This is a genomic window from Legionella taurinensis, from assembly GCF_900452865.1.
Lineage (GTDB): Bacteria > Pseudomonadota > Gammaproteobacteria > Legionellales > Legionellaceae > Legionella_C > Legionella_C taurinensis.
Genome location: NZ_UGOZ01000001.1, coordinates 2830001 through 2855348 on the forward strand (window position 1 = coordinate 2830001; position 25348 = coordinate 2855348).

Consider the following 25348-nt stretch of genomic DNA (forward strand, 5'->3'; position numbering starts at 1 on the left):
GTTTTAAAATTTACCTTATTGACGAAGTGCATATGCTGTCGCAGCATAGTTTCAATGCCCTGTTAAAAACACTGGAAGAACCGCCGGCTCATGTTAAATTCCTTTTGGCAACGACCGATCCGCAAAAATTACCCGTGACTATTCTGTCCCGCTGCCTGCAGTTTAATCTTCATCATTTATCACCTGAATTGATTGGCCAGCAATTGCAATACATTGTCGACCAGGAAAAGCAACCCTGCGAACCGCAAGCCCTTGCCTTACTGGCAAAAGCGGCGAAAGGCAGTATGCGGGATGCTTTAAGCCTGCTGGATCAGGTCATTGCCAGCGCCGATAACCTGCTCACAGCCCAAAAGGTGAAGTCGCTTTTGGGTTATACGCAACAGGATTATGCGCTTCCGCTTTTGCAGGCATTGATTCACCATGACGCCCCAGCCCTGATTCAGTTAAGCCGCACCATTGCGCGTGAAGGCGGGCATTTTGCTTATGTGCTGAATGAAATGTTGGACTACCTGCATCAGATGACCCTGTGTCAGGCTCTTGCGGGCGAACACCCCCTGCTGCAAAGCCCTGAAGCCATCAAGGCATTGGCGCAACAGGTGTCGGCAGAAGACACTCAACTGTTTTATCAAATCGCGCTGAAGGGCTTGGAAGATATGCCGCTTGCGCCCACGCAAACCATAGGGTTTGAAATGACGCTGCTGCGGATGCTGGCATTCAAGCCGGCAGGCAAAAGCCCTTTGCCTCCGCTGGCGCATGAAATACCGGCCGCGTCAGAACAAGCATTGCCGGTGATCGACCCAGGCAGCCCATGCACGGCCGGACAAGCCGCCCGTCCCCTGTCGCCGGCAAACCCGCCACCGCTTCAGCCTGAAGATAGGCCGCCTGTTCCTGATGAGCCGTCTTTTGATCCAGGCATGCCGGTGGTGAATGAGGCAGCCGTAACGGAAGAACCGCAACCAACCGAATCCAGTGACTTGCGCTGGGACACCCTTCTGCCGCGCTTAAAATTAAGCGGTCTGGCGCAAAACGCGGTGGAAAATGCGGAATTGATCAGTAAGAATGGCCGCAACCTGGTTTTGCGGGTGGATAAAGGCCATCAATCGCTGTTTACTCCCGCCATTCAACAACGCATTGAGCAGGCCTTATCCCAGTTTTATGGTGAATCCATCAAGCTGACCCTGAATACAGACGGTCCTACGCAAGCCACGCCAGCTCAAAAAAAACAGCAGGCTCAGCAGGTGCGCATGGAAATGGCCGAAAACAGCTTGCAGAACGATCCTTTTTTACTTGAGCTGCAACAGCAATTTTCAGCGGAAGTGGTTAAAAATTCTATTGTGCCCGCTGAAGATCCATTATAATTAATTTACAACACGATTGAGAGGTAACGATGGATATTAATCAAAATCTGGGCAATCTGATGAAAGAAGCCCAAAAAATGCAACAACGCATGCAGGAAGCCCAGCAGCAATTAAGTCAATTAGTTGTTGAAGGGGAAGCCGGCAGCGGCTCATTGAAAGTACGGGTTAAAATGAATGGCCGCCATGATGTCACCGAAGTCCGAATTGGCCAGGCGCTGATGGAAGAAGACGTTGAAATGGTAGAAGATTTAGTCGCAGCCGCATTCAACAATGCTGTCCGCAAAGTTGAAGTTGCCTCTAAAGAGAAGATAAGCCAACTCACCGCCGGGCTTAACATCCCAACTGACTTTCTGAAAGACAAAGACGGGGAATAATCGGCGTCATGAGTGCGTTGAATCGTCTAATCGATGCCTTACGCTGCCTGCCGGGTGTTGGGCCAAAATCCGCGCAGCGTATGGTCTATCATCTGCTTAGGCATCAAAGGCAGCGCGGGCTGCATTTGGCCGCGTGCCTTGAAGAAGCCATGCAGAAAATTAGCCATTGCCAACGCTGCAACAATTACACCGAAAACATGCTTTGCCACTTGTGCACTAATTCCAATCGCGATTTCAGCCAGCTTTGCGTGGTTGAAAGCCCTGCCGATGTATCCGCCATTGAACAAAGCAATGCGTTTAGCGGCGGTTATTTTGTCTTGATGGGAAAAATTTCACCGCTCGATGGCTTGGGTCCGGATGACATCGGTTTACCCAAACTTGTTGATTTAATCGCGCGTGAAAAAATTAATGAGGTTATCCTGGCCTTAAGCCCTTCGGTGGAAGGACAAACCACGGTGCATTTTATTCATGAATTGCTCAGGCCCATCGGGGTGCGGATCAGTCAATTGGCGCATGGCATTCCTTCAGGCGGAGAGCTGGAATTTCTCGATGGCAATACCATAGGTAGCGCATTAAAGAATCGGGCAGCCGTGCATGTCTAGATTCAAGGCCGTAGTCGTCTGTGGGTTTTATTTTTTAATGTTTTGTACGTTCAGCACACAGGCAGCGTTTAACAAAAGTCTGTGGCCTATCTGGGAAGTTAATAATCCTCTCTCGACGGCCGTCATTGACCACAGCGACTGGCAAACCCTGCTGAATCAATGCGTGGTGACCAACGACGAAGGAATTAACCTGGTCGATTATGCTCACCTGACGCCTAAACAGCATGAACGGCTTAAACGCTACATTAATCAATTATCAAAAATCGATATTGATGCCTACAACCGCGACGAGCAACTGGCTTTCTGGATTAACTTATACAATGCCCTTACCGTCAGCATCGTGGCCGATTACTACCCGGTGAGCAGCATAGAAGACATTAATATATCTCCCGGCCTGTTCAGCATTGGCCCCTGGGGAGCAAAGATCATTACCATCAACGGCACTCCTCTGTCTCTGGATGAAATTCATAACCGCATTATCCGTCCCATCTGGAATGATCCGCGCACCCATTACGCCATTAACAATGGCTCCATCGGTGCTGCGAATTTAAGTAAAAAGGCTTACCTGGGCAAAACCATCGAACAGCAGCTTAATAATGCTGCAATGGAATACATCAACTCCCTGCGAGGCGTTCAAGTCATTGAAGGCAAGCTCATCGTCTCGAAAATCTACGAATGGTTCAGCGATGATTTTGGAGGCACCAAACTGGATATCATTAATCACATTAAATACTATGCCCGCGAACCTTTAAAAAGCCAGCTAAAGCATGTCAATACCATTGAGAATTACATGTACAACTGGCATCTCAACAGCACAGTCGACCCATCGTGAAGAGAAAAGACCCCACCGCGTATTGGCATTATTTCAACCATTTTTTCCTTTTTAATTTAGTCTTTTTAGGGTTGCAGTTTGCCTACATTTTAAGCTTAGGCAGCAGTTTTTTGCATGCCATCCCGTTGCCTTTCCAAGTCTATTTTGAAATGGCGCTCACAGGCGGCCTGCAAGTGGCGCTGCATGCACTGCTGGCCTTACTTCAGGCCTTCTGGTTATTGGCTATCCTGGCCGGCAAACGCCTGGAGGATAACCACCGCCTGCTCATGCTGCTCTATGCCCTGACCATTCTCTGGGTTCTTTGCCTTAATTGTTATTTCTTTCCTTTAAGTGAATTCAGCCGCCTGTTTTTACCGCCCATCCCCCTGACATTGATTCGATGGCTGCTTCTTGCCTTGTCTGCTTTTTTCCTACTGTTAACTTTGCTGGGTTTGGCGAGACTCATCCGAAAACAGCCGCGGATGGCAGCGGCCCTGTTGACAACGGGGTTAGCGTTCTCGCTTTTTATTATTCTCCCTGAACATGAAGCCGTTGCAGAAGGCCCTGCCAGCACGCGGCCGAATATCATTATCATTGGCGTTGATTCCTTCAGTGCTGAACGCCTCAATGCAACAGAAACACCAACCCTTTTCCACTTTATTAATCAAAGCGTACACTTTACTGACACCATCAGCCCCTTAGCCCGTACCTACCCCGCCTGGTCAAGTATTTTGACCGGCTTATACCCCATTCATCATCAGGCAAGGGAAAACTTAACGCCCGCCCAATTGGTTAAAAGCTCAGCCAGTATTGTCTGGCCGTTGCGGCAGGCAGGCTATTACACTCTTTTTGCCACGGATGACAGACGGTTTAATACGCTGGATAAGGAGTTTGGTTTTCAGGAAATCATAGGCCCCAAAACCGGAATTAATGACGCGCTGATTGGTACATTTAATGATTTTCCCCTGAGTAATCTGCTGGTTAATTTTAAATTAAGCCGCTGGCTTTTTCCCTATAACCACTTAAACCGTGCCAGCCATTACACCTATTATCCAGCTACTTTTGATAAAGCACTGGCAGAGCGAATTGAGGCTGCACAAACCCGGCAACCGATTTTTCTGGCCGTCCATTTCACCCTGCCGCACTGGCCCTATGCCTGGGCACAGTCTTTACCGGCCGAGGTCGGGGACGAATACAGTGTCATGGAGCGGGGTAGTCTTTATCATGCCGCCGTCCGACAGACTGACGAGCAAATCGGGCGATTATTCGCACAGCTTCAAAAAGGGGGTTACCTTAAAAACAGTCTGGTTATCGTCTTAAGTGATCATGGCGAAGCCCTGTATGAAGAAGGCAGCCGTAAAACCAGCCTCGAGGGCTACCAGGGTAAGAAGCCCAGCCTGCTGGCCAGTTATTTTTCCCGCAAGACGTCAACCGAGTTGCAACGCAGCGCCGGTCATGGTTCGGATTTACTCAGTCCCTCCCAGTACACCTGCCTGCTTGGCATGAAAATAACCAAAGATAACCGCCCCCTGACGCCGGCAAAAACCATCAGCACCCGTGTCGCCCTGATTGATTTAGCACCGACCATTGCCGCTTTTGTCGGCCTGCCTGAAAAACTAAAAACAGACGGTCTCTCCCTGTTACCAAGCCTGTTAAGTTCCAGTGAGCCTCCCGCCAATCGTGTGTTCATGCTGGAAAGCGGCATGCTTCCCAATCAATTCATTTCTCGGGAAAAAGCGAGGCTATATGGGATTCTTTTATTTCGCGTTAATCCGGAAAATGGCTTGCTGGAACTGCGCGAGGACAAGCTTGAACACATTAATGCCATGAAAATATACGGTGTTATCCAGGGCGATTGGCTATTGGCCTTATACCCGGATGACCGATTTTATATACCGGTGCTGTTGCGTTTAAGTAACGGACAATGGACGGATAGCCTGCAGACCCCTTTTGCCAACGCCTCTCCGGCTCAGTCCCTGCTGCGGCAATTGCTGCAATTTTATGCGGACGATTTGTCAACCTACCCTGAAACCAAACCTAGCCTTCCACTTCCTTAAACAGGGCTTCAAGACGTTGGTTAATGCGCGGCGACGGTTCGGCATACAAGCTGATTACCCGTCTGAGCGCCTGCAAATTGCGCCGCCCCGGTTTCACCTTTTTCAACCCCACCTGACGCTCATAAGCCACAGTGGTCATGCCGCGCTCATCCAGTGCCTCCCGCAGTGCTTCCATAATGGTTTCAAGCACACTGTAAACATAAAAAACCGTGTCCCTTTCCTGAAGCGTTAAAGGAGGGAAATCGGTAATCTCATGACCGTGACAAGCCGCATCCAGCGTACGCATTAGATAGGAACTGTCCTTGTTGGCAAAATAACCGTACAAATCCAGGCAATCGGTGGTCGACAAATGCTGATACAGCCGCTTCATTTGTTGATTAAAAAGCACGTTTCCCTGGGTAACGGGAAAACCGCTTGCCAACGAGGCTTTAAGCGACATGGCCGCGTCAATGAGGCGATTGGGATTAAACCAGTATTTGTAAGCCCGAAAAATGTCGGACAGCTTCGCCTGCCCCAACCGTTCCTCCTGCTCAAGCCAGTGGGTTAGACGCCAGTCCTTGATGACCTCGGTAATCAGTCCCTGGTATTTTTTTTCAGCTTCCACGGTAATCCCTTCCGGCAACTCGCTGCCGTGAAATAGAAAATCGTGACCGCTGTGAATGCCCCGCTGCCGCAAGGCCTGCAGTAAGTGCTGATGAAAAAAAACAATAAACTGATAGAGAGTGTTGAATCGATTTCTGACTGAAATCATTTTTTCCGCATGAAGCGAAAAATCATACAGATGGCCAGGATTAATCCAATAATAAAAAATGCTGTTAATGAGTGACCGGAACTCAGGCAGAGCCAGACGATGATCCAGTTCAATCAATTGCTGATCATCAAGATGTAAAAACAGACTGCCTGACGCCGCAGTTTTTTCTCCCGCCGTGTTGGCAAACCGTGTCATTGCCCACAACCAGTCAGCCGGTGAGTCGGCTTTGATAATCTGGTCAAATAAAGTCAATAACGGCAGGTGATCAGGCTTCCCGGTTTCAGCGGGGATTGCCTGTTCGCTCCCTGCGAGCAGGCTCACCATGTCAAGGTAATGCCTTTTTACCCGGGCAAGCACAATCATTTCCTCGCTTTTGGCAGCTGGGGAAAGAAGCTGTTGCCTGCATTTAAGCAGGTTCAGGTAGCTTTCTGAAACAGTTACACTGGGGTTAAAAGCGTCCTTTTCTTCGGTGAAACGTTGGTCAGGGGTCGCCATCAACGTCATTAATTCATCGTAAAGCGCAACCAATTGCTGGCAAGATGACGCAATGACCAAGTAATGCTCAGAAGAGAGGTGTCCGCGGGTCATTAAGCGATGCAACCTGACTTCTCCCTGGCGAATAGCAAATTTAATCTTCGCTTTATTGCGGCTGGCATTATCAACCAACCAGCTCAAACCCAATCGATTAAAAAGAGGCATCCCGTTCCTCCGGCATCAGATAAGGCTTAAACGCTTACAGCGCGTTAATTTCATCATAGCAGGAAATGATTGGATTTACTTGCCATCTTCTTCTAGGATCTAAATAAAGCTGGCAGAGAAGTGATGAATGAACATGAAGCCCCCACGATTTGAGGAGTTTTTGGCTAAAAAAGTAGCTAACGGCCAACTGGCTCCGGAATTACTGCCCGAACTCGTTGGTAAGGAAAGTGCCAATCGCATCCTGGATAACAGCATGAATGCCCAGGGAGCACCGGCCATAGGCGGCGGACACATTGCCGTTCAGCATGGCGCCATCAGTGAAATACTAGGTAAGATCCCGGACCAAAAAGACCGATTAAGCATGGAAAAGGAACTCGTGGATACTCTCAATCTGGAATCATTTAACGCCCAACAGGATAACCTTGAATCCACCCTTCAAAATCAGGAGCCCGTTTCCGAGAACCTTGAGAATGAAGACAACGTCGACGATCATCGGTCGAAACCGCGCTAGCGCCGGTTTAAAAAAATCGCCAAATAAAAACCTTCCGGTATATAATCGTGTCCGAAACAAAACACATCAACGAGATAGTACGGATGGAGAGATTGCATGCTGCCGCATCGTAAATACCTGCTGATTATTGACGATGCTCCCAAAGACCAACGACTGGAGGAGTATTTTGCCAAATTTAACTTCAGTCTGGTTCAGTACAGCGATACCCGGCAACTGGGGCAGGAAAGCGAGCCGCCGGAAGCCTTGCTTATTAACTGGCGGCTGCTTAAGGACAATGCCTTAACAATTGATACGCTCTACCACCGTTACCCGGCGCCCATTTTAGTCATCAGCGATAATAGCAACGAGGAAATGTGTGTCAAAATGCTGGAGGCCGGGGCGGATGACTTTTTGGTAAAACCCATCCACCCGCGTGAATTGCATGCGCGCATCAGCGCCATCAGTCGCCGCGTCCAGCGCTTTGCCGATGAGGTGGAACAGGAAAAAGAAATCCTGGCTTTCGCCAACTGGCGTCTTTACCCTTCTTCCCGGCAAATATTTGATGAACATCACCAGGAACTGCAACTCAGCGCCGGCGAGTATGATTTATTGCTGGCTTTTGTCAGGCAGCCGCAGCAGATCCTCGGACGTGAATTCCTGTTGCAGATTACCAAAAACAGCGATCTGAATCCCTTTGATCGCCGCATTGACGTGCAAATCAGCCGCCTGCGTCAAAAAATCGAAACTGACGCGAAAAAACCTGCACTGATAAAAACCATCCGTAATGGCGGCTACCTGTTTACTGCGCGCGTGCTGTCGCTTAAGGAAGGGACGGAAAGTAAATAATCCCTTCCTGACTGCAAGCCGGTTAGTGGGTCATAGCCGGTTGCCTGACCTTTTCCAGTCCCAGTTGCTCCCTCAAATTATAATTTCCACCAACTTTTACTGTTTGGGTATAAACCACGCCCATCTGCTCACGTGCTTCCGCAAGTATCTCATGAAGCTCACCCAGCTGATCGACAGCGCGGGCTTTCTTCTCAAAACAATCTAAATTGTCTTCCATGGCGTCAATTAACGCCTGAGCAAAATGTTGCGGTGTATCGATCGTATGGCCATTTTTGGCTTTGCGATCATTATCCACCGACGTGCCAGTCCCTTCACGGTCGCAGAGTTGATAACGCTCGATTTGCATTAATAACCTCGAAGCGATAGCTACGCGCGCTTCCTGCAGATCCTTGTTGTAAAAAAATCCACGGTTAATCGCCTTATAGCGTTGTGATACGTCGCCACTGTGGTCATTTTCTGCCACAACTTCGTCAAGCAATCTGGCGCGGCGGCTTAAATAATCCTCAAGTCTTACGATAAGCTGCTCTCTTACCTTTTCAAGCTGGAAAGCAGAACCCACGTGGTTTAAAGCCGTTCCAGTATTCAATTTCTGGGTTGCAAAGACGGCAGGAATATCCTCTTCAAATAAATTACAGATGGCGGAATCCGAGAGCTTTCCTTTGGTCACCACACCCAGCGCCGTGAACACGCGCGCACTGTACGCGACGGAGGCGATAACCGCGGAGACGGTTTTGGCGGACATGATCAGATGTTGCGTTTGAGTTAGCAGTTGTTGACAGGCGGCCTGCTTTTCTACAGCAACTTTTTCGACGAGTTTCTTTTGACCCAACTGCGCGACGATGGCTAATTTTAATTCCCTCAGGTTTGGGGTTGAGACATGATTAAACGAAGGGGATAACAGTTCGTTATCGGCCCGATAAAGGTGTTCAAACGAGGTTAGTCCGGACTCCATTCGTACACCCATGGCAATCGATTCCAGATTGATATTTCCCATGATTAAATCAATCTGATGCCGCTTAAGAAAAGCGTCATTGGTCTTTCTAACCAAATGAATCGTCAACTCCTTGTTGGTGGTCTTGAGCATGGGTTGTAACTCTCTCTCCAGCTTCAAAAACGCCTCAAGGGATTTGGATGACGTATGGATTTTAGGTTGTAATTGTTTTTTGAAGCTGACACGTGAAGTAAACACCGTGGGAAAATAGCGCACTTCACGGCTTTGAAATAATTGAAACAGGTTAGTCATTGATAGATCCATCTGATAAAGGGAAAACTATTCTACAAAACTTATGTGCAGCCGGCGAGGGTGTTAACCAATTGACAAGTTGATCTGATTAAAACCAATTTCATTTTGTGGTAAACTACCTGCTTCCCAACTGGATGATGGCAAAATCGTGTTAAAAATCCAATGGCATCGCATGGTGCGTTCGCGTTATTACTGGCAAAAGGCTGCCCTGATTCTGTTGCTTGCCACCCTTGGCATTTTTTCTATCCGCGCCTTGTTTCACTCCAAAACCTCTGCCGAAGCGCCGGCCAATAAACTGGTCGAAATCGAGGTCGTAAAAAAGCAGACCCTTAGACAAACCATCCACCTATTGGGAACCATTCATCCTCAACACAGCACCGTGCTGGTCGCCAAAGAGTCCGGGATGCTGGATGCCCTGGTTCCTACCGGCCAAAAAATCAGGAAAGGCACCTTGATTGCCAAAATTGCCAATCCCGATCGCGAAAAAAACCTGCAATTGTCCACGGCGGCCGTTGAACTGGCCAAGGCACAATACGAACGCATCAGCCCCTTGATTAAAAAGGGCTACGTCAGCGCCAAAGAGGCGGAAGAAAAAAAGCAGCTCTGGATAGATGCCCAGAAAGAATTGTCCAAAACAAAGATTGAACTGGATAACTCCCGTTTTTATGCCCCTTTTGACGGCATCATTGGCGCGTATAAAAAACGTGAAGGCGCGGAGGTCAATGCCGGTGAAGCCGTTGTGAGCCTCTATGACCCTTCCTCGCTGATTGTGGATGTGGATATTCCCTGCAGTAACTTAAGCGATATCCATGAAGGACAGCCCGTTTATGTTCAGGGTAAAACCTACGCCTTAAGCCATTTGCAAAAAATGCTCGATGAAGACACCCACATGTGCCCGGCGGATGTCACCATCCAGTGCGAGGAGTGCCTGGTGGGCTCAACTGTTGACGTTGATTTGGTGGTCGCTGAAAAAAAAGACACCGTGGTTATCCCCTTTCAAGCGCTCTTTTTGAGAAACAGCAAACCCTTTGTGTATGTGGTCAGACAAAGCCGTATTGAGCTTGTTGCGGTAAAGACCGGACTTAAGCAGCAGGATCAGATTGAAATTATCAGCGGCTTAAAACCCGGACAACACTTGGTTATCCGAGGTCAGGAACGCCTTTACCCGGGCATGACTGTCGATAGTGTTAACCCTTCTGATGCCAAGGCCAGTAAGCCATCATGAAACTGACCAGTTATTTTATTAAACATCCCGTCATCGCCATCGTCTTAAACAGCATGATTGCTGTTTTGGGTCTTCTTTGTCTTTATACCCTTTCTGTGCGTGAGTACCCCGATATCAGTTTTCCCACCATCACGGTGTACGCAAGCTACCCCAATGCCAGTCCCGATCTCGTCGAAACCTCAGTGACCAACATCCTTGAGGATCGCTTGGCCGGGATTGAGGGTCTGGAGACCATTACCTCCCAATCCAGCGCCGGCAGTTCACAAATCACGCTGGTGTTTCGGCCAAATACTTCCATGGACAGGGCTTTAAGCGCCACCCAGGATGCCGTGGGCATGGCCAAAGCCCTGTTACCGGCTCAAGTCAAATCGCCGTCGGTAGAACGCCAACGTAAATCCAATGGGCTGCCATTCATTGGCGTGTCATTGGAATCGTCTGTCCGTGATTTCGGGGAATTAACCCATTACGCCAACCTTAATTTGAAAAATGTGTTCCGCAGCGTTCAGGGCGTGGCGACCGTGGATGTCTGGGGACAGCCCTACACGTACACGATTAGCCTTAAGCCAGAAAAATTATTTGCCTTTGGAGTGAACACCGATGAAGTCGTTAATGCGCTTGATAAAAGCCGCATTTCCCTGCCTGCCGGGAATTACCGCAATAAAATTCCAAGCACCTTAAATTCGACTCTCAATACCCGGGACGATTATGAGAACCTCCTGATCAAAGCCAACCCCAAACACCCGGTTTTTTTAGGATCCTTGGCCGATGTGGCTCTGGAAACCGATAACAGCCAAATGCGGGTTCGGGTTAACGGCCATGCTGGGCTGGTGTTATCCATTAATCGCGCCAGTGATGCCAACCCAATCGAAGTATCCAAAGAGGTCCGTAAAGTCCTTCACGGCATCCAACAGAGCCTGCCCGCGGATTTGCAGGTCAAAGTCATTATTGATCAGTCCGATTTTATTAATGCCTCCCTGAAAAATATTCGCTCCGCCATTGGCGAGGCCATTTTTCTGGTGCTGATTATTGTCTTTTTATTTTTACGTAACCTGCGGGCCACGATCATTCCTTTGATTACTATCCCTGTTTCCCTGCTGGGCTCCCTGCTCTTTCTCAAACTCTTTGGCTTTTCCATTAACTTAATGACCCTGTTGGCCATGGTGCTGGCTATAGGGCTCGTCGTCGACGATGCAATCATTGTCCTTGAAAACATCTGGCGACATATTGAGGAAGGCTTATCGCCTTTCGATGCAGCCATCCGGGGCGCTAAAGAAATTGGTTTCGCCATTGTTGCCATGACCTTTACCTTAGCCAGCGTTTATCTTCCCATTGCGTTTATTCAGGGCATGCTTGGGCAATTGTTTATTGAATTTGCAGTGGCCTTAGCCGGCAGCGTTTTTATTTCAGGCCTTGTGGCTTTAACGTTGTCACCTTTGATGTGCGCGCGTTTCTTAAGTAAAGACGCCAAAAACTGGTGGCCGCAGTTTGATGTCTTCCTTGAAAAATTAGCTGAGCGTTATGGCCATGCACTTGACTTTATCCTGCATCGGCAGAAGCTCACCTTTGCCGCCGCCTTACTCTCGATTCTCGCCTGTGTGGGTTTTTATCAGTTAATACCCCATGAAACGGCACCCAAGGAAGATCGCAGCCTGATTGGCATCTATACCCCTCCTGTTGCAGGTGAAGATCTGGCCACCCTGGATAACAAGATTGCTAAACTGGAAACCAAAATCAACGCACTTCCGGAATCCACCAATCGCCTGACCTTTATTGGTGATTGGGGAGGAAGCATTGTATTGCCTTTAAAACCTCACGCGCAAAGGCATCGTACGGCCAGCCAGCTGGTAGACGAGTTACGGCCTGCCTTTAATCACTATCCTTCAATTGATCCGCACGTGTGGAGCTGGGATACCGGCTTACCGGGTATTGATGATGCGGGAAGCGGGACGGAACTGGCTTTGGTCATTTCCACCCCTGAAAGCTACAGGCAACTGTTTGATGAAACCGAGAAATTAAAATCGGCGCTCGATAAAACACACTTGTTTGATGATGTCAGTTATGAACTTCGCCTGGATACCATGGGCTACACCATTGATCTGGATTACAACCAGTTGGCCAAGCTGGGTTTAAGCGCCAGCCAGGTGGCAAAAACCATTGAAGTCTTTTTCAGCGGCGATAAATCACAGACCTTTGAGAAAGATGGCGTTACGTATAATGTCACCATCAAAGGCAGTCACGCCCCCTGGACACTCAATGAACTCTACCTCACTACCAGTGAAGGCAAGCGGGTGTCTCTTGGGGCAATCACCACCATGCAACCCAAGGCACAGCCGGCAACGCTTGATCACTACCAACAAATGCGCTCGACCACACTGCATGTGCAATTAAAAAAAGGCGATGCCATGGCCCGCGCTGCAAAAACGCTCTGGACTCAGGCCAAAGAAAACCTGCCGTCTCACTATAAATTAACCTGGACCGGAGCGGCCAAAGCCTTGCAGGAATCATCCCATGTCATGCTCTTCCTGCTGCTTTTATCGCTCGCTTTCATTTATGCCATCCTGTCGACACAATTTGAGAATTTCATTGATCCCTTCATTATTCTGTTCACTGTACCGCTTGCCTGCTCAGGCGCCCTGCTGTTTACCTGGCTATTCGGTCAATCGTTAAATATTTATACGCAGGTTGGCTTAATTACCTTGATTGGTTTGATCAGTAAACACGGTATCCTGATTGTCGAATTCGCCAATAAGTTACATCAAAACGGCGCGCCCCTGCTCGATGCCATCCAACGGGCGGCTGTGCTGCGTTTAAGGCCGGTACTGATGACCACTGGCGCCATGGTGTTTGGTGCAATTCCGCTGGTTCTGTCGCATGATGCCGGCGCCGAATCGCGTCATGCCATTGGCACCGTACTGATAGGCGGGCTTTGTGTCGGGACTTTCTTTACCCTGTTTATTCTGCCCGCCGTGTATATCATTATTAAAAGTAAACGCCTGCCGGTGAAAACACAGTAATCTTCTCAGCAGCTTAAGCAGGGTTGGGGATTTTGATCATCCGCACCGTCTTGATGGTGTTATCGCCCACTTTCAAGACTTCAATCTGGTAGTGATCAATCTGCAAACAGCATTCCGGCGGCGGAATATACCCCAGATGCTCGATAATGACCCCGCTTAAGGTGCGGGGTCCCAAAGCCGGCAATTGCCAGCCCAGCAGGCGTTTCAGATGCCTCAATGTAATGCTCGCATCAACGATCACCGAGCCGTCGTCCTGTTCAATGATATCCTTGCTTAAGGCCGCAATGTCCGTAGTAAACTCACCGACCACTTCCTCGAGGATGTCTTCCATGGTGACTAAACCCTGCAGATCACCGTATTCATCCACCACAAAACAACTGCGTTTTTTCATTTTCTGAAAATTTAAAATCTGGGCATTGAGCGGCGTGGCCTCAGGAATAAAATAAGGCTCATCAGCGGCCTTGATGAGGCTCTCCTTATCGAGACGCTCTTCAACCATCAGGTTAAATAAATCGCGTACGTGAACTACGCCAATTAAATGATCAATGGTATCGCGATAGAGAGGCAATCGGGTGTGTTGCGCCGTTTCCAACTGGTCAAGCAACTCATGCCAGGATTGATTTACATCAATGCCCACAATGTCGCTTTTCGGCACCATGATGTCTTCCACCGTCGCCTGCTCCAAATCCAGCAGACTAATCAGCATGCTTCTATGTTCCGTTGGCATTAATCCCCCGGCTTCATGCACCACCGAACGCAGTTCTTCACTGGACAATAACTCCTTTTGGGCTTTATCGATGGAAACACCAAAACAGCGCAGCAGGGTATTGGTTATCCAGGTAACGGTTTTCACGAAAGGCGCAAGCAGGGTCTGCAGTATCATCAGAGGCAGGGCGCTTCTGAAAGCGACGGCCTGGGGATGCAATGCCGCCAGGGTTTTGGGTGCCAATTCGGAAAAAACTAGAATAACCAGCGTCAGAATAGCGGTTGCAATTGCCACCCCGGCATCACCATAAAGGCGTTGACCGACTAAAGTGGCCAGCATGGAGGCAATAATATTGGCTACCGTATTGCCGATTAAAATGATGCTGAGGAGGCGGTCGGGACGAGCTAACAGGTTGTTAACCCGGATAGCTTGCTTATGCTTTTTCTTCACCATGTGGCGCAGGCGATAGCGGTTCAATGACATAATGCCAATCTCTGAACCGGAAAAAAAGGCTGACAGAATGACTAACAGCAATAGCAGCATGAACAATGTCGTCAGTGATAACTGCCCCATGGTTTCTCTTGGTAGTAAAATCAAACCGACATCATAACAAAAGAATCCGGCTTGGCAGAGAGTATTTTTTACGGGCGTCAAACCACAACAAAGTGCTTTATGCTGTGCCGTATCCTTGTGGTATAATAACCCACTTTTTTCTACAGGGTCATTGTCATGTTTGAGAATTTAACCGAGCGGTTGACGCATGCCTTTAAAACACTGAGCGGTCAGAGCCGTTTCACGGAGGAAAATACCCAGCAGGCGTTACGAGAAGTCCGCCTCTCTTTACTGGAAGCTGACGTGGCCTTGCCGGTCGTTAAGGATTTCATCGCCCAGATTAAAGAAAAAGCCCTGGGCCAGGACGTGGATGTCAATTTAAAACCCGATCAGGCGCTTATCAAGATCGTGCACGATGAGTTGGTGCATCTTCTTGGCGATACCCGCGCGGAATTGAATTTCAAAACTCAACCGCCCGCTGTTTTTCTGATGGCAGGTCTTCAGGGTTCCGGTAAAACCACCACCACCGCCAAACTGGCGCGTTACCTGAAAGAGACAGAAAACAAAAAAGTCATGCTCGTCAGTGTTGACGTGTATCGCCCTGCCGCGATCGAGCAGTTGCGGTTGCTGGCAGAACAGCTGGATGTGGCTTTTTTCCCGGCTGAAAGCCATGAGAAGCCCGTTTCCATTGCGCAAAAAGCCCTGGATAGCGCCCGTAAAAATTACGTGGATGTTGTCATTTTTGATACCGCCGGCCGCTTGCACATTGATACGGAAATGATGTCTGAAATCAAGGCCATCCATAAAGCCATTAACCCGGTTGAAACCTTGTTTGTCGTCGACAGCATGACCGGACAGGATGCGGCCAATACCGCGAAAGCGTTCCATGAAGCCCTGCCGTTGACCGGGGTTATTCTCACCAAAACCGACGGCGATGCCCGTGGCGGCGCCGCGTTATCCGTCAAACAGATTACCGGGCAACCCATTAAGTTCATGGGTAGCGGCGAGAAGATCGACGCCCTTGAGCCCTTCCATCCCGATCGCGTTGCGCAACGGATTCTCGGCATGGGTGATATCCTGACCCTGATTGAAGAAGTTGAGCGTAAAGCCGATAAGGCCACCAGTGAAAAACTGGCTAAAAAGCTTAAAAAAGGCAAAAGCTTTGATTTGGAAGACTTCAAACAGCAGCTGCTGCAGATGAATAACATGGGCGGCATCACCGGCATGATGAGCAAACTTCCGGGGTTAAACCAATTGCCTAAACAGGCGCTCAATCAAGTGAATGATAAAGCCATGGCGCAAACGATTGCCATCATTAACTCCATGACACCCAAAGAACGGCGTATACCCAAAATAATCGTTGGTTCCAGAAAGCGGCGTATCGCCCAGGGTTCAGGAACTCAGATTCAGGATGTTAATCGCCTGCTGAAGCAGTATGAACAGATGCAAAAAATGATGAAAAAATTCACCAAACCCGGTGCAATGCAGAAAATGATGCGCGGTATGGGCGGATTAGCCGGTATGAAAGGCATGTTTCCGGATGAATTTAAATAATTATAGGAAGCCCTTCCCATACGGAGTTAATTTTCGTACAATACACGGCATTTTTACGTAACCACTCTTAACGAGGAAAACAATGGTCGTTATACGTTTATCACGAGGCGGCGCCAAAAAGCGTCCTTTTTATCACATGGTTGTTACCGATAGCCGCAGACGTCGCGATGGTAATTACATCGAACGCATTGGTTATTACAACCCGGTTGCTCGTGGCCAGGAAATCCCTTTACACGTTGAAATGGATAAGTTGGCTCACTGGCAAAGCGTTGGTGCACAATTGTCTGATCGTGTCAGCCAGCTGATTAAGCAACACAAGAAGAGCCAAGCCGCTGAGTAACGTGAAAAAAACGATTGATTGGGTTGTTATCGGCCGCTTCGGCCGAGCTCACGGTGTGAAAGGATTGATTACTGTTCATTCATTTACTGAACCCCGTGATAATGTGTTGCGTTATACCGACTGGCATATCCAACGCAATAATCAATGGCAACCTGTTAATTTGCTACGCGTTGATGTCACTGACAAGCAGATTCTTGCCCTGGTTGAAGGATGCTCTGATCGAGAACAGGCAGCCAGTTTAACCAATCTGGACATTGCTGTAAGCAGTGAGCAGCTGCCTGAATTACCTTCGGGTGATTATTACTGGCATCAATTGATGGGCCTGCAGGTGATGAACCAGCAGGGCGTTAATTTTGGCACGGTGACTGACATGATGCCGACAGGTTCGAATGATGTAATGGTGATCCATGGTGAAAACCGCCATTTAATCCCCTACATTCCGGGTCGGTATGTTGTAGCGGTTGATTTAGAGAAACACGTGATTCTTGTCGATTGGGATGCTGATTTTTAATGATTCATCTCGGCGTCATCACATTAATGCCGGAGATGTTTGCGGTTCTTGAGCATGGCGTTGTAGGCCGAGCCATCAGTCAGGGAATTGCCAGCGTCAATTATTGGAATCCACGTGATTGGGCTTCCAGGCCTTATCGGCAAGTCGATGACAAGCCTTACGGCGGCGGCCCCGGCATGGTCATGATGTACGAGCCTCTGGCTTTGGCAATAACGCAGGCCAGACAGCAGATGCCAAAACCGTGCAAAACGATTTATTTGAGTCCCCAGGGACGAGCCATTAACCAGGGCGACTTGAACAAGATAGCCAGCGAAAAGCAATCCTTGCTCTTTATTGCTGGCCGATACGAAGGAATTGATGAACGAATCATCGAAAAACACGTGGACGAAGAATGGTCCATCGGTGATTTTGTATTAAGCGGTGGTGAATTGGCAGCCATGATTTTTATTGATGCCATTGTGAGACTGCTGCCGGGGAGCTTAGGCCATGCCGGTTCAGCCGAGCAAGATTCGTTTATGAACGGCTTGCTGGATTATCCTCACTACACCAGACCGGCAACCATAGACGGCATGAGCGTACCGTCCGTCTTGTTGAACGGCAATCACCGCGACATTGAGCGGTGGCGACGCAAACACGCTTTGGGGAATACCTGGCTGAAACGGCCGGGTTTATTGGAAACGATTAAATTCAATGAATTCGACCGGCAGTTACTGGACGAATTTAAATGCGAACACGGTGATCCTGATTAATAGGGAACACCCATTTGAGGAGTAACCATGACTAACATCATTGATGAACTGAATGCCGAACAAATGAAAGGCAAAAACATTCCTGAATTCAGCCCAGGGGATACTGTTCTGGTGCAGGTAAAAGTAAAAGAAGGAAGCCGTGAGCGTCTTCAGGCCTTTGAAGGCATCGTGATTGCTAAACGCAACCGTGGTCTGAACTCCGCGTTTACTGTTCGTAAAATCTCTCACAATGTTGGTGTAGAGCGTGTATTCCAGACTTACAGCCCGATCGTTGACAGCATTACTGTTAAACGCCGTGGTGACGTCCGACGCGCCAAGCTTTATTACCTGCGTGATCTGGCTGGTCGTGCTGCCCGTATTAAAGAAAAACTGACTGGTAAGAAAGAAGGTTAATTGCAAAGGCATCCTGTTTCGACAGGATGCCTTTCTTCCTGCCATGCTCAGTTTGACTGCCTATCAAACCCCGGTTGGCTGGCTTAATGTCCAGTACGATGAGCATTTTGTTTTTGGAGCTGTGTTCAGTCACACTCCGTTTGACAACGCAGAACCCACAACAACCCCATTGTGCCTGACCATTGCCCAGGAACTTGACCATTATTTCAGCGATCCTCACTACCGCTTTCAGCTTCCGTTAAAACCCCTGGGAACCCCTTATCAACAACGCGTATGGAATGCCCTGCTGGTTATTCCGGTGGGCCGCACTGTCACTTACGGGGAACTGGCCAACACACTGCAATCCAGCCCACGTGCGATTGGGCAAGCTTGTAAAAACAATCCTCTGGCTCTATTTATCCCCTGCCATCGTGTCGTCGGCAAGGACAACCCGGGTGGTTACATGGGGCATGCGCATGCCTTAAGTTACAAGCATGATTTATTATCGCACGAGGGTTATAGCTGAGGACTTTGTTCCTTGTCTGTTTTCGTTTCTTTGGGCAACTCAACCTCAGCATTGCTAATCAAACGGCTAATCCAGCTTCCAATAAAAAAATGCAGGGATGTTTTGGTATTGTCGAGAAACTCTTCCAGCACGTTTTTAGGCGCCAATTTGGATAAATACAAATTTTCTTCCCAGATCTCAGGTCCCATTTCCCGGAGTTTATTGACATAGTCTTTCAGCAAATTATCGCACTCATCACTGCCCATTTTCTTTTTAAATTGATCAAGTAAGGCCTGGACCACCCCTGCCCTGAGCGCAAACGCCTTATCGGTTTGATTCTTTAATTCTTCGGCATAAGCCTCACACAACTCCAACTGCAGCAGGCGCTGCCTGGTGATTTCGATTGTTTTACAATAGGGGTTGCTTTTGGCGAGCAGTCCTAATTCGTTACCCTTCTTAAGCAAATGATCACGGTTGATTGAGGCTGTGAACCTCTCGGTTTCCTGTGAAACCAATTGCTCAATCGTTTTGAGATTATGCGTTAAGGGTTGTTGTTTATACTCACTGAGGATTTGCAAATCCTCATAGACTAAGCATTGCATGGCGGCACTGACAAGGATGGTGGCAGCATAATCCAGCGTTCCAGGCAACATCGAGGGTTGTTCATTGATTAAGGCATATAACACAACAATGGCGCAGAGATCGTCCGCTTTTGAAAAGCCATGGTTGATTAGGTCATAAATGGCCACGGGCAACAGCTGATCAGCCGATATCTGTTCATTTTTTCCCCCATACGATTGCTCGAGAAAGGAGACCCATTCCAGCGCGCTTAACAGCTCCCCCTGCCGCAATAAGGCTAAGTATTCCTCAGTCGATTTGAGCATTCCATCTCCAAGTAGGTCGTCAGCAAGCTCTTAAAAAATAATCTATAGTCATAAAAGAGCCTTTCAAATCTTAAGCGTGCCCGTAGGTTAATAATAAGAACAGGCAAGGAGCAAGCCGCATGAAAACATTAAGTCTCGCAGGTATTTTAATCACATTGCCCCTAAGTACTGCAATGGCCAATTGCGATCTGACCCGTTTCCGATGGGATTGTGACATTCCCATGCAGGTAAAACCGTCGCATGCGGCACAATCGTTAGTCTATTGCGGCAACACGTACGGTTACCTAACGCCAGCGCAATTTGACGTGTTAACCCGCTACCATCGCCGCAGCGTCAATATGGTATTAAAAATTAATGGCGAATACGTCGACAGCCCCTGTGTTCCGGCACGAAAATACCCTTATTGGGATTAACAGGCTGTCATTTATGGCGTTTATGTGTAAAATTTCAGCACCTAATGAATGCCTGAGGGTGCTGTGATTGATTTTACCAAACTGACTGACGAGTTGCATGGGCAGGGTTACAGTCTTGTTGACAATTTCCTACCCGATACCACTCACCAGCAACTGCTCTCACTGGCACAAAAAATGGCCGAAACGGGTGAGTTTAAGCAGGCACGCATTGGACGCCAACTGGATGCCCTGCACGATCAGAACATTCGGCGGGACAAAATTCGCTGGCTTCACGACACGCCGGAGCATGAAGCCATCGAAGCCTATTATACCGCCATTCACCGGTTAGCCGGTACGCTGAATCAAACTTTCTACTTAGGCCTGGCTCACTTCGAAACCCATTTTGCGATTTATCAACCGGGGGATTTTTACCGCCGGCACGTGGATCAATTCATCAACACACGCGATAGGCGCCTCTCTTGTGTTTATTATTTAAACAATGACTGGCAAACCACCTGGGGTGGTGAGTTGAAGCTTTATAATGCCAGGGATGAACTCCTGCAAACGGTGCTGCCCTTGGGCAACCGTTTCATCTGTTTTGACAGCCAGCTCCCCCACGAGGTCTGTGTAACCCGAGAAACCCGTTATAGTCTCGCCGGTTGGCTTAAAACCCGAAGCAGCGTCCCTGCTTAATTTATAAAATCAAAAAAACCTGATATTCTCGTGTGTAATCAGATTCTCTTCTTTGTAAGCGATATCATGCACGCCCTTGAAATAAATGAACTGCGTAAAACGTATGCCAACGGGGTAGAGGCTCTAAAAGGCATTAATCTCACGGTCAAAAAAGGAGACTTTTTTGCCCTGCTTGGTGCGAATGGCGCAGGCAAATCGACCACCATTGGCCTGATTACCACCCTGGTCACCAAAACCTCGGGTAAAATTTCAATCGACGGGTATGACCTGGATGAAAAACCCGATTTAGCCAAAGCATGCCTGGGCCTGGTGCCCCAGGAATTCAATCTGAACATCTTTGAAGCCTGTGATCAGATCCTTATCAATCAAGCCGGCTTTTACGGCATTTGTCGTAAACAGGCGAGACAGCAGGCAGACATTCTTTTACAGCAACTGGGGTTATGGGAAAAGCGCCACAGCATTGTCCGGCACCTTTCAGGAGGCATGAAACGGCGGCTGATGATTGCCCGGGCATTGATTCATCAACCCAAGGTTTTGATTCTGGATGAACCCACCGCCGGCGTTGACATTGAAATTCGCCGCAGCATGTGGGATTTTCTGACCCAAACCAATGCCCAGGGAACAACCATCATTTTAACCACCCATTACCTTGAAGAAGCAGAGCAACTGTGTAAAAACATTGCCATCATTGATCAGGGTCAGATTATCGAAAACACGTCCATGAGAGCGTTGTTGAAAACACTTCATCATCAAACCTTTGTATTGAACACCGAATCACCCATTACCGGGCTGCCCTCTCTTGCGCCTTTCAGTGCCACCTTGATTGATAACCACACCTTCGAATTGCGGGTAGACAATCAGGTGTCGCTTAACGACGTGTTTTCAGTATTGAGCGAACGGGGTTTGCGTATCCACAGTTTACGTAACAAAACCAATCGCCTGGAAGAACTTTTTCTGGATTTAATTAACCATGACCATTAATCGTCAAGTTGTCGCGTTGTATACCCTGGTTCGCCGAGAATTAGTCCGTATGTTCCGCATCGCAAGCCAGGTCTTTTTACCGCCGGTCATTACCACCGCGCTGTATTTTTTAATTTTTGGAACCTTGATTGGCAATCGCATAGGCCCGGTTGGCGGCGTCTTGTACACCACGTTTATTGCGCCGGGCTTAATCATGATGTCGGTGATTACCAATGCCTATGGCAACGTCTCTACCTCGCTGTTCAGCTCACGATTCCAGAAAAATGTGGAAGAAATGCTGGTCAGCCCCATGCACGACAGCCTGTTGCTGCTCGGCTATGTCTTGGGCGGTATTTTAAGAGGGATGATCGTGGCGCTGCTTGTCTACCTTGTTTCCTGTTTTTTTGTCCGGATAGAACTTTACAGTCTCAGCATGACTTGCCTCGTGGTTATCCTGGTGTCCGCTATTTTTTCACTGGCCGGTTTTACCAATGCCATGGTCGCCCGCAATTTCGATGATGTCATGATTATCCCGACCTTCGTTTTAACGCCGCTGACCTATCTGGGCGGCGTTTTTTATTCAACGAGCATGCTGCCCGGCATCTGGCAGACGATTTCTCACTTTAACCCCATTCTTTACATGGTTAATGCTCTGCGGCACGCCATGATCAATCAGGAAGAAATACCCATGACCGAAGCCCTGTTAATCATTCTGGCCCTGCTGGCATTCCTGACTGGACTCAACCTATACATGCTTAAAAAGGGGACTGGGCTACGGGATTAACCCGGGCGGGAAGAGCGGGCGCTTGACAGTTTTTCAATTCGCGCATGAGCAATTTGTTCATTGCCTTTTTGTTGCCTTGAAAATCGGATGTGCACCTCGCGCAAGTCATGCTCTCTATTAAAAAACAAACCAGTGTAGTTTTCTCTGGCAAAACCCTTCCCGCGATTTAAAGTAAATTCCAGGGTAATCGCTTTAAACGCCTCAATGATCCTGGTTTTAGCGGCCTGCACCAGACGCTCCTGGCTTTCGGGAGTAAACTGCCTGCTATACCAGGATTCACGCTCAGGCGTATCGAGAAGAACCCAGGCTTCAGGCGTCGGGTGATCCATGATTTTGCGCATGATGCGTTTTTGTAAAAACTGCATTTTGGCAATGATTTTATTCTGACAAAAATTGCGTTGCAGGAGCCCATCGCCGGTTCCATCATTCGATTTACGTTCAATCACAGTCAGGCGATGCCCGCGAAGCGCAATGCCATCAAATTCCTGTCTGGCCTTTGTTTCCGGGTCCATCACCGTAAAGGATTTATACAGGCTCAATGACAGCTTCTGGGTAAAATCCATGATCGTGTCCAACAGGCCTTCCGTGACATCCCTCCCGTCGATACCGCACAATCTGGCGATTTGTTCCTTTTGCTCCGCTTGGAGTTGCGCATTTCTCCCGCTGAAATTATCGTATTCGCCGCCCGCTGCGGTAAGCACGGCGGAGGTCAAGGTGCTTATTGTCTCTTCCTCATCGGAATCGTAATCCAAAAAAGTATCGACAAAAGCAACGCCGGACTCGGTACCCGTATCCGGATAGGTATAAACCAGAGGTCCTACCATTTTAAAATGCGTGAGATTATTCACCCATTCCTGCAGGCTTCTAGCATCAGAAGAGACAGCGTCCAACTCAAGAAAAGCCTGGTGATAGTGCTGAAAACGCGTTGCTGGAGGCGGTAATGCATCTTCCAATTGTTCGATTTGCAACACCGTTTCTTGATTTAAACCCTGGATAGCCCCCTGAAGTTTGCCCATCTCACCCGCCAGATGTTTCCGACAGGAAGCCCGCGCTTTATCCAGCAATTTGCCGTATTCTTTTTGCAGATGATTGCGTAGTTGTTCTTTCTCCCTGGTAGCCCGTTGCCTGATCGTGGAGTAGTTGTATTCACATTGCAGCAGACTTTGGTTGACAAAATCAACGAAATGGCGGGAATAACGGGCATACTCCCCGGAAAATCCGGTGTGATACGCTAACAATTTAAGCTGCTTGTCGAGGACTGCCAGTTCCTGATGAAGAAATTTTTCCTCTGCCTGCAGGGATTGCATCTGTCCACTTAACAGGTTTGCAGTCACAGGCTCTCGCGCTAATTCCTGCTGCTGTCCCTCAAGAAGCTGAATTTCCTTACCTATTTTTACCAATCGTTCGTTTAGAAATTTTCTGTATTTAAACCGTTCCTTGTCTTGATCAGACAAAGAAGCGACATGCGCCTTCAACAATTCCAGCGTCGTGTAATAGGCTCTATAAACCGCGGCATCACAATCATCGCTTTTTAAAGAAAAATTTTCCAGCTCTTCATTAAGCAGCTTTTTACGCTTTTCATTCAATTTTTCATACTGTTTTAAGGCTACTTTAAACGGTTGAAGACTTTCTACAGGATTGCTCAAGGACTGACCCGTCAGGTGAGTCCAGGCGTTGTTAATGATTTTGATGTCGGCTTTGATTTCTTTGAGCTCTTGGACGATTGCATCAAAATCGTCCTGAGTCGTTAGCATTTCACCCACCTTTAGTATCCTTTTTTCAAGCTCGGGCAAAGCGTAACCTACATTCAAAAAAAGGGCTTTTTTCTCTGAAAAATGTTCAAAAACCAACAATTCATTATAAATGCAACTAAAATACCGGAATACCGCTGGAGAGGGGTGATGACTCCGTCGCTGGTGATGCTTTGATTTTTTATCCCGTTCTTCTTTTTCCCGCTCAGGCCTTCTGCTTGACACCAGGTCCTCAAAATGGCGATGTAATCGTGCCGGGCCTTCGCTCTGCAGCACATCATTCCAGTCTGTTTCTTCCAATGGTGGTTCTTTAACGACCACATTGTAACCGGCATCAATAAACAGGTTTTTTGCCCTGCCAAACGCCTGATTGGCTGAAGAATTGTCCTTGTCATGGTCTTTCAGGAAGACGACGGTCGCGCCAGGAGGGTAATGGGTTTTAACATACCCCAATACGGTCGGTAAGGCATCAACACCCATGGAAGCTAAAATGGCATGATTTTCCCTGATCGCATCGATAACTGCGACACTGGCCGCCGTCTCAACTCCTTCCGCAATGTAGACCACATCCCGAGAGACACCCGGATTGACAATGGCCGCTTTCCCGGGGCGCGGCGGGGCGGTAGCGCCAATGTACTTTTTGCAATAAAACTGACGGGATTTACCCTGCGCTTTCTGACCATCCGCCCCGACTTGAATGAGTTGTAAACCCATTAAGCGATTATCGAGATCATGAACCGGGGTCACCACATAATCACGGTACGGCTCGTTCTCATCCAGCTCCTTAATGCCCAAGGGACCGCGTAAATGTCTAAACGAAAGGCTTCTGGCCACTGCCGCAGGAATTTGTCGCGTGTCGACTAAGTATTTTTCGGCTGGCGTGTTGGTAATGGACTGAGACGATTCCCATAACCGCTTTGCCAAGGCGATTTTTTTTTCATCGATGAGAAACGCCTGTAATTCAGTAATGGATTTAATGCGCATGAAAGATAAATTGGCGACCAAATTGATCACTAATATCTCATATCCAGATTAAGAAAAGCTTAAACCGGCCACAATCCATACCACCGCCCTGACTCTCTTCCCTCAGGGGATTGACGCTCTTGTTTAGACTGGTATATGGTA

General features: G+C 48.4%; 24 protein-coding genes (1 of these 24 only partly in view). 19 read left to right on the forward strand and 5 right to left on the reverse strand.

What is annotated here, in order from left to right; genetic code table 11:
• The 5 genes in view from dnaX to DYE45_RS12985 are tightly spaced (at most 29 nt apart) and all read left to right on the forward strand, a layout consistent with a single transcriptional unit that may run on beyond the window.
• Positions 1-1358 carry the 3' portion of a DNA polymerase III subunit gamma/tau gene (dnaX, locus tag DYE45_RS12965; protein ID WP_115300987.1) on the forward strand. Its footprint begins 355 nt before the window's first position, so 1358 of the gene's 1713 nt are visible here — the last part of the coding sequence; the start codon falls outside the window, past its left edge; the stop codon is at positions 1356-1358.
• Positions 1359-1387: 29 nt separating this feature from the next.
• A complete protein-coding gene (locus tag DYE45_RS12970) occupies positions 1388-1732 on the forward strand; it encodes a YbaB/EbfC family nucleoid-associated protein (protein WP_108294515.1) in 345 nt (114 codons plus the stop codon).
• A gap of 8 nt (positions 1733-1740) precedes the next feature.
• Positions 1741-2334 (forward strand): recombination mediator RecR, encoded by a 594-nt coding sequence (recR, locus tag DYE45_RS12975; RefSeq protein ID WP_108294513.1) that lies wholly within the window; start codon positions 1741-1743, stop codon positions 2332-2334.
• A complete protein-coding gene (locus DYE45_RS12980; RefSeq protein ID WP_108294511.1) occupies positions 2327-3166 on the forward strand; it encodes a DUF547 domain-containing protein in 840 nt (279 codons plus the stop codon). The genes recR and DYE45_RS12980 overlap by 8 nt, the downstream gene beginning before the upstream one ends.
• On the forward strand, positions 3163-5202 hold the full coding sequence (locus DYE45_RS12985; RefSeq protein WP_108294509.1) for a sulfatase-like hydrolase/transferase: 2040 nt from the start codon (positions 3163-3165) through the stop codon (positions 5200-5202). The genes DYE45_RS12980 and DYE45_RS12985 overlap by 4 nt, the downstream gene beginning before the upstream one ends.
• Here the strand turns inward: DYE45_RS12985 and DYE45_RS12990 are convergent.
• Positions 5183-6652, reverse strand: a complete 1470-nt coding sequence (locus DYE45_RS12990; RefSeq protein WP_115300988.1) for a hypothetical protein — start codon at positions 6650-6652, stop codon at positions 5183-5185. The two genes, DYE45_RS12985 and DYE45_RS12990, sit on opposite strands and share 20 nt — an antisense overlap.
• Positions 6653-6785: 133 nt before the next feature.
• On the opposite strand from DYE45_RS12990, the gene DYE45_RS12995 reads away from it, so the two are divergent.
• Together DYE45_RS12995 and DYE45_RS13000 are read left to right on the forward strand one after the other, a co-directional pair.
• Complete coding sequence (locus tag DYE45_RS12995) at positions 6786-7163, forward strand: hypothetical protein (protein ID WP_108294505.1); 378 nt, start codon at positions 6786-6788, stop codon at positions 7161-7163.
• 99 nt (positions 7164-7262) lie between these two features.
• On the forward strand, positions 7263-7988 hold the full coding sequence (locus DYE45_RS13000) for a response regulator transcription factor (protein WP_165481714.1): 726 nt from the start codon (positions 7263-7265) through the stop codon (positions 7986-7988).
• Positions 7989-8010: 22 nt separating this feature from the next.
• Here the strand turns inward: DYE45_RS13000 and DYE45_RS13005 are convergent, their stop codons facing one another.
• Entirely contained in the window at positions 8011-9231 is a 1221-nt protein-coding gene (locus DYE45_RS13005; RefSeq protein WP_115300989.1) for a hypothetical protein, read from the reverse strand.
• Positions 9232-9379: 148 nt separating this feature from the next.
• On the opposite strand from DYE45_RS13005, the gene DYE45_RS13010 reads away from it, so the two are divergent.
• Entirely contained in the window at positions 9380-10456 is a 1077-nt protein-coding gene (locus DYE45_RS13010; protein ID WP_174703692.1) for an efflux RND transporter periplasmic adaptor subunit, read from the forward strand.
• Positions 10453-13470 carry a multidrug efflux RND transporter permease subunit LpeB gene (lpeB, locus tag DYE45_RS13015; RefSeq protein WP_108294499.1) on the forward strand — a complete coding sequence of 1006 codons (3018 nt, stop codon included), beginning with the start codon at positions 10453-10455 and terminating at the stop codon, positions 13468-13470. Before DYE45_RS13010 ends, lpeB begins: the two co-directional genes overlap by 4 nt.
• Before the next feature lie 13 nt (positions 13471-13483).
• Here the strand turns inward: lpeB and DYE45_RS13020 are convergent, their stop codons facing one another.
• Entirely contained in the window at positions 13484-14749 is a 1266-nt protein-coding gene (locus DYE45_RS13020; RefSeq protein WP_108294497.1) for an HlyC/CorC family transporter, read from the reverse strand.
• A gap of 156 nt (positions 14750-14905) precedes the next feature.
• On the opposite strand from DYE45_RS13020, the gene ffh reads away from it, so the two are divergent.
• From ffh to DYE45_RS13050, 6 genes are all read left to right on the forward strand, one after another.
• Complete coding sequence (gene ffh, locus DYE45_RS13025; RefSeq protein ID WP_108294495.1) at positions 14906-16282, forward strand: signal recognition particle protein; 1377 nt, start codon at positions 14906-14908, stop codon at positions 16280-16282.
• An 82-nt stretch (positions 16283-16364) separates the two neighbouring features.
• On the forward strand, positions 16365-16622 hold the full coding sequence (gene rpsP / locus DYE45_RS13030) for a 30S ribosomal protein S16 (RefSeq protein ID WP_108294493.1): 258 nt from the start codon (positions 16365-16367) through the stop codon (positions 16620-16622).
• Between the two features lies 1 nt (position 16623).
• Positions 16624-17133 (forward strand): ribosome maturation factor RimM, encoded by a 510-nt coding sequence (gene rimM / locus DYE45_RS13035; protein ID WP_108294491.1) that lies wholly within the window; start codon positions 16624-16626, stop codon positions 17131-17133.
• The gene (gene trmD, locus DYE45_RS13040) at positions 17133-17882 is read left to right on the forward strand and encodes a tRNA (guanosine(37)-N1)-methyltransferase TrmD (RefSeq protein ID WP_115300990.1); all 750 of its coding nucleotides are present in this window, start codon (positions 17133-17135) and stop codon (positions 17880-17882) included. Before rimM ends, trmD begins: the two co-directional genes overlap by 1 nt.
• A gap of 27 nt (positions 17883-17909) precedes the next feature.
• Positions 17910-18275, forward strand: a complete 366-nt coding sequence (gene rplS / locus DYE45_RS13045) for a 50S ribosomal protein L19 (protein ID WP_058532411.1) — start codon at positions 17910-17912, stop codon at positions 18273-18275.
• Positions 18276-18318: 43 nt separating this feature from the next.
• Positions 18319-18780, forward strand: a complete 462-nt coding sequence (locus DYE45_RS13050; RefSeq protein ID WP_108294487.1) for a methylated-DNA--[protein]-cysteine S-methyltransferase — start codon at positions 18319-18321, stop codon at positions 18778-18780.
• Here DYE45_RS13050 and DYE45_RS13055 read toward each other — a convergent pair.
• Positions 18771-19643, reverse strand: a complete 873-nt coding sequence (locus DYE45_RS13055; protein ID WP_108294485.1) for a helical bundle domain-containing protein — start codon at positions 19641-19643, stop codon at positions 18771-18773. The genes DYE45_RS13050 and DYE45_RS13055 overlap by 10 nt on opposite strands.
• A 119-nt stretch (positions 19644-19762) precedes the next feature.
• Here DYE45_RS13055 and DYE45_RS13060 point away from each other — a divergent pair, with 119 nt between their 5' ends.
• From DYE45_RS13060 to DYE45_RS13075, 4 genes are all read left to right on the forward strand, one after another.
• Complete coding sequence (locus DYE45_RS13060) at positions 19763-20056, forward strand: hypothetical protein (RefSeq protein WP_108294483.1); 294 nt, start codon at positions 19763-19765, stop codon at positions 20054-20056.
• A 48-nt stretch (positions 20057-20104) separates the two neighbouring features.
• Positions 20105-20728: a 2OG-Fe(II) oxygenase gene (locus tag DYE45_RS13065; RefSeq protein ID WP_108294481.1), complete on the forward strand. Its 624-nt coding sequence runs from the start codon at positions 20105-20107 to the stop codon at positions 20726-20728.
• Between the two features lie 66 nt (positions 20729-20794).
• Entirely contained in the window at positions 20795-21709 is a 915-nt protein-coding gene (locus DYE45_RS13070; RefSeq protein ID WP_108294479.1) for an ABC transporter ATP-binding protein, read from the forward strand.
• On the forward strand, positions 21699-22472 hold the full coding sequence (locus DYE45_RS13075; RefSeq protein WP_108294477.1) for an ABC transporter permease: 774 nt from the start codon (positions 21699-21701) through the stop codon (positions 22470-22472). The genes DYE45_RS13070 and DYE45_RS13075 overlap by 11 nt, the downstream gene beginning before the upstream one ends.
• Here DYE45_RS13075 and DYE45_RS13080 read toward each other — a convergent pair.
• Positions 22469-25207, reverse strand: coding sequence for a toprim domain-containing protein (locus DYE45_RS13080; protein ID WP_133138216.1), 2739 nt, complete (start codon positions 25205-25207; stop codon positions 22469-22471). The two genes, DYE45_RS13075 and DYE45_RS13080, sit on opposite strands and share 4 nt — an antisense overlap.
• Between the last annotated feature and the right edge of the window lie 141 nt (positions 25208-25348).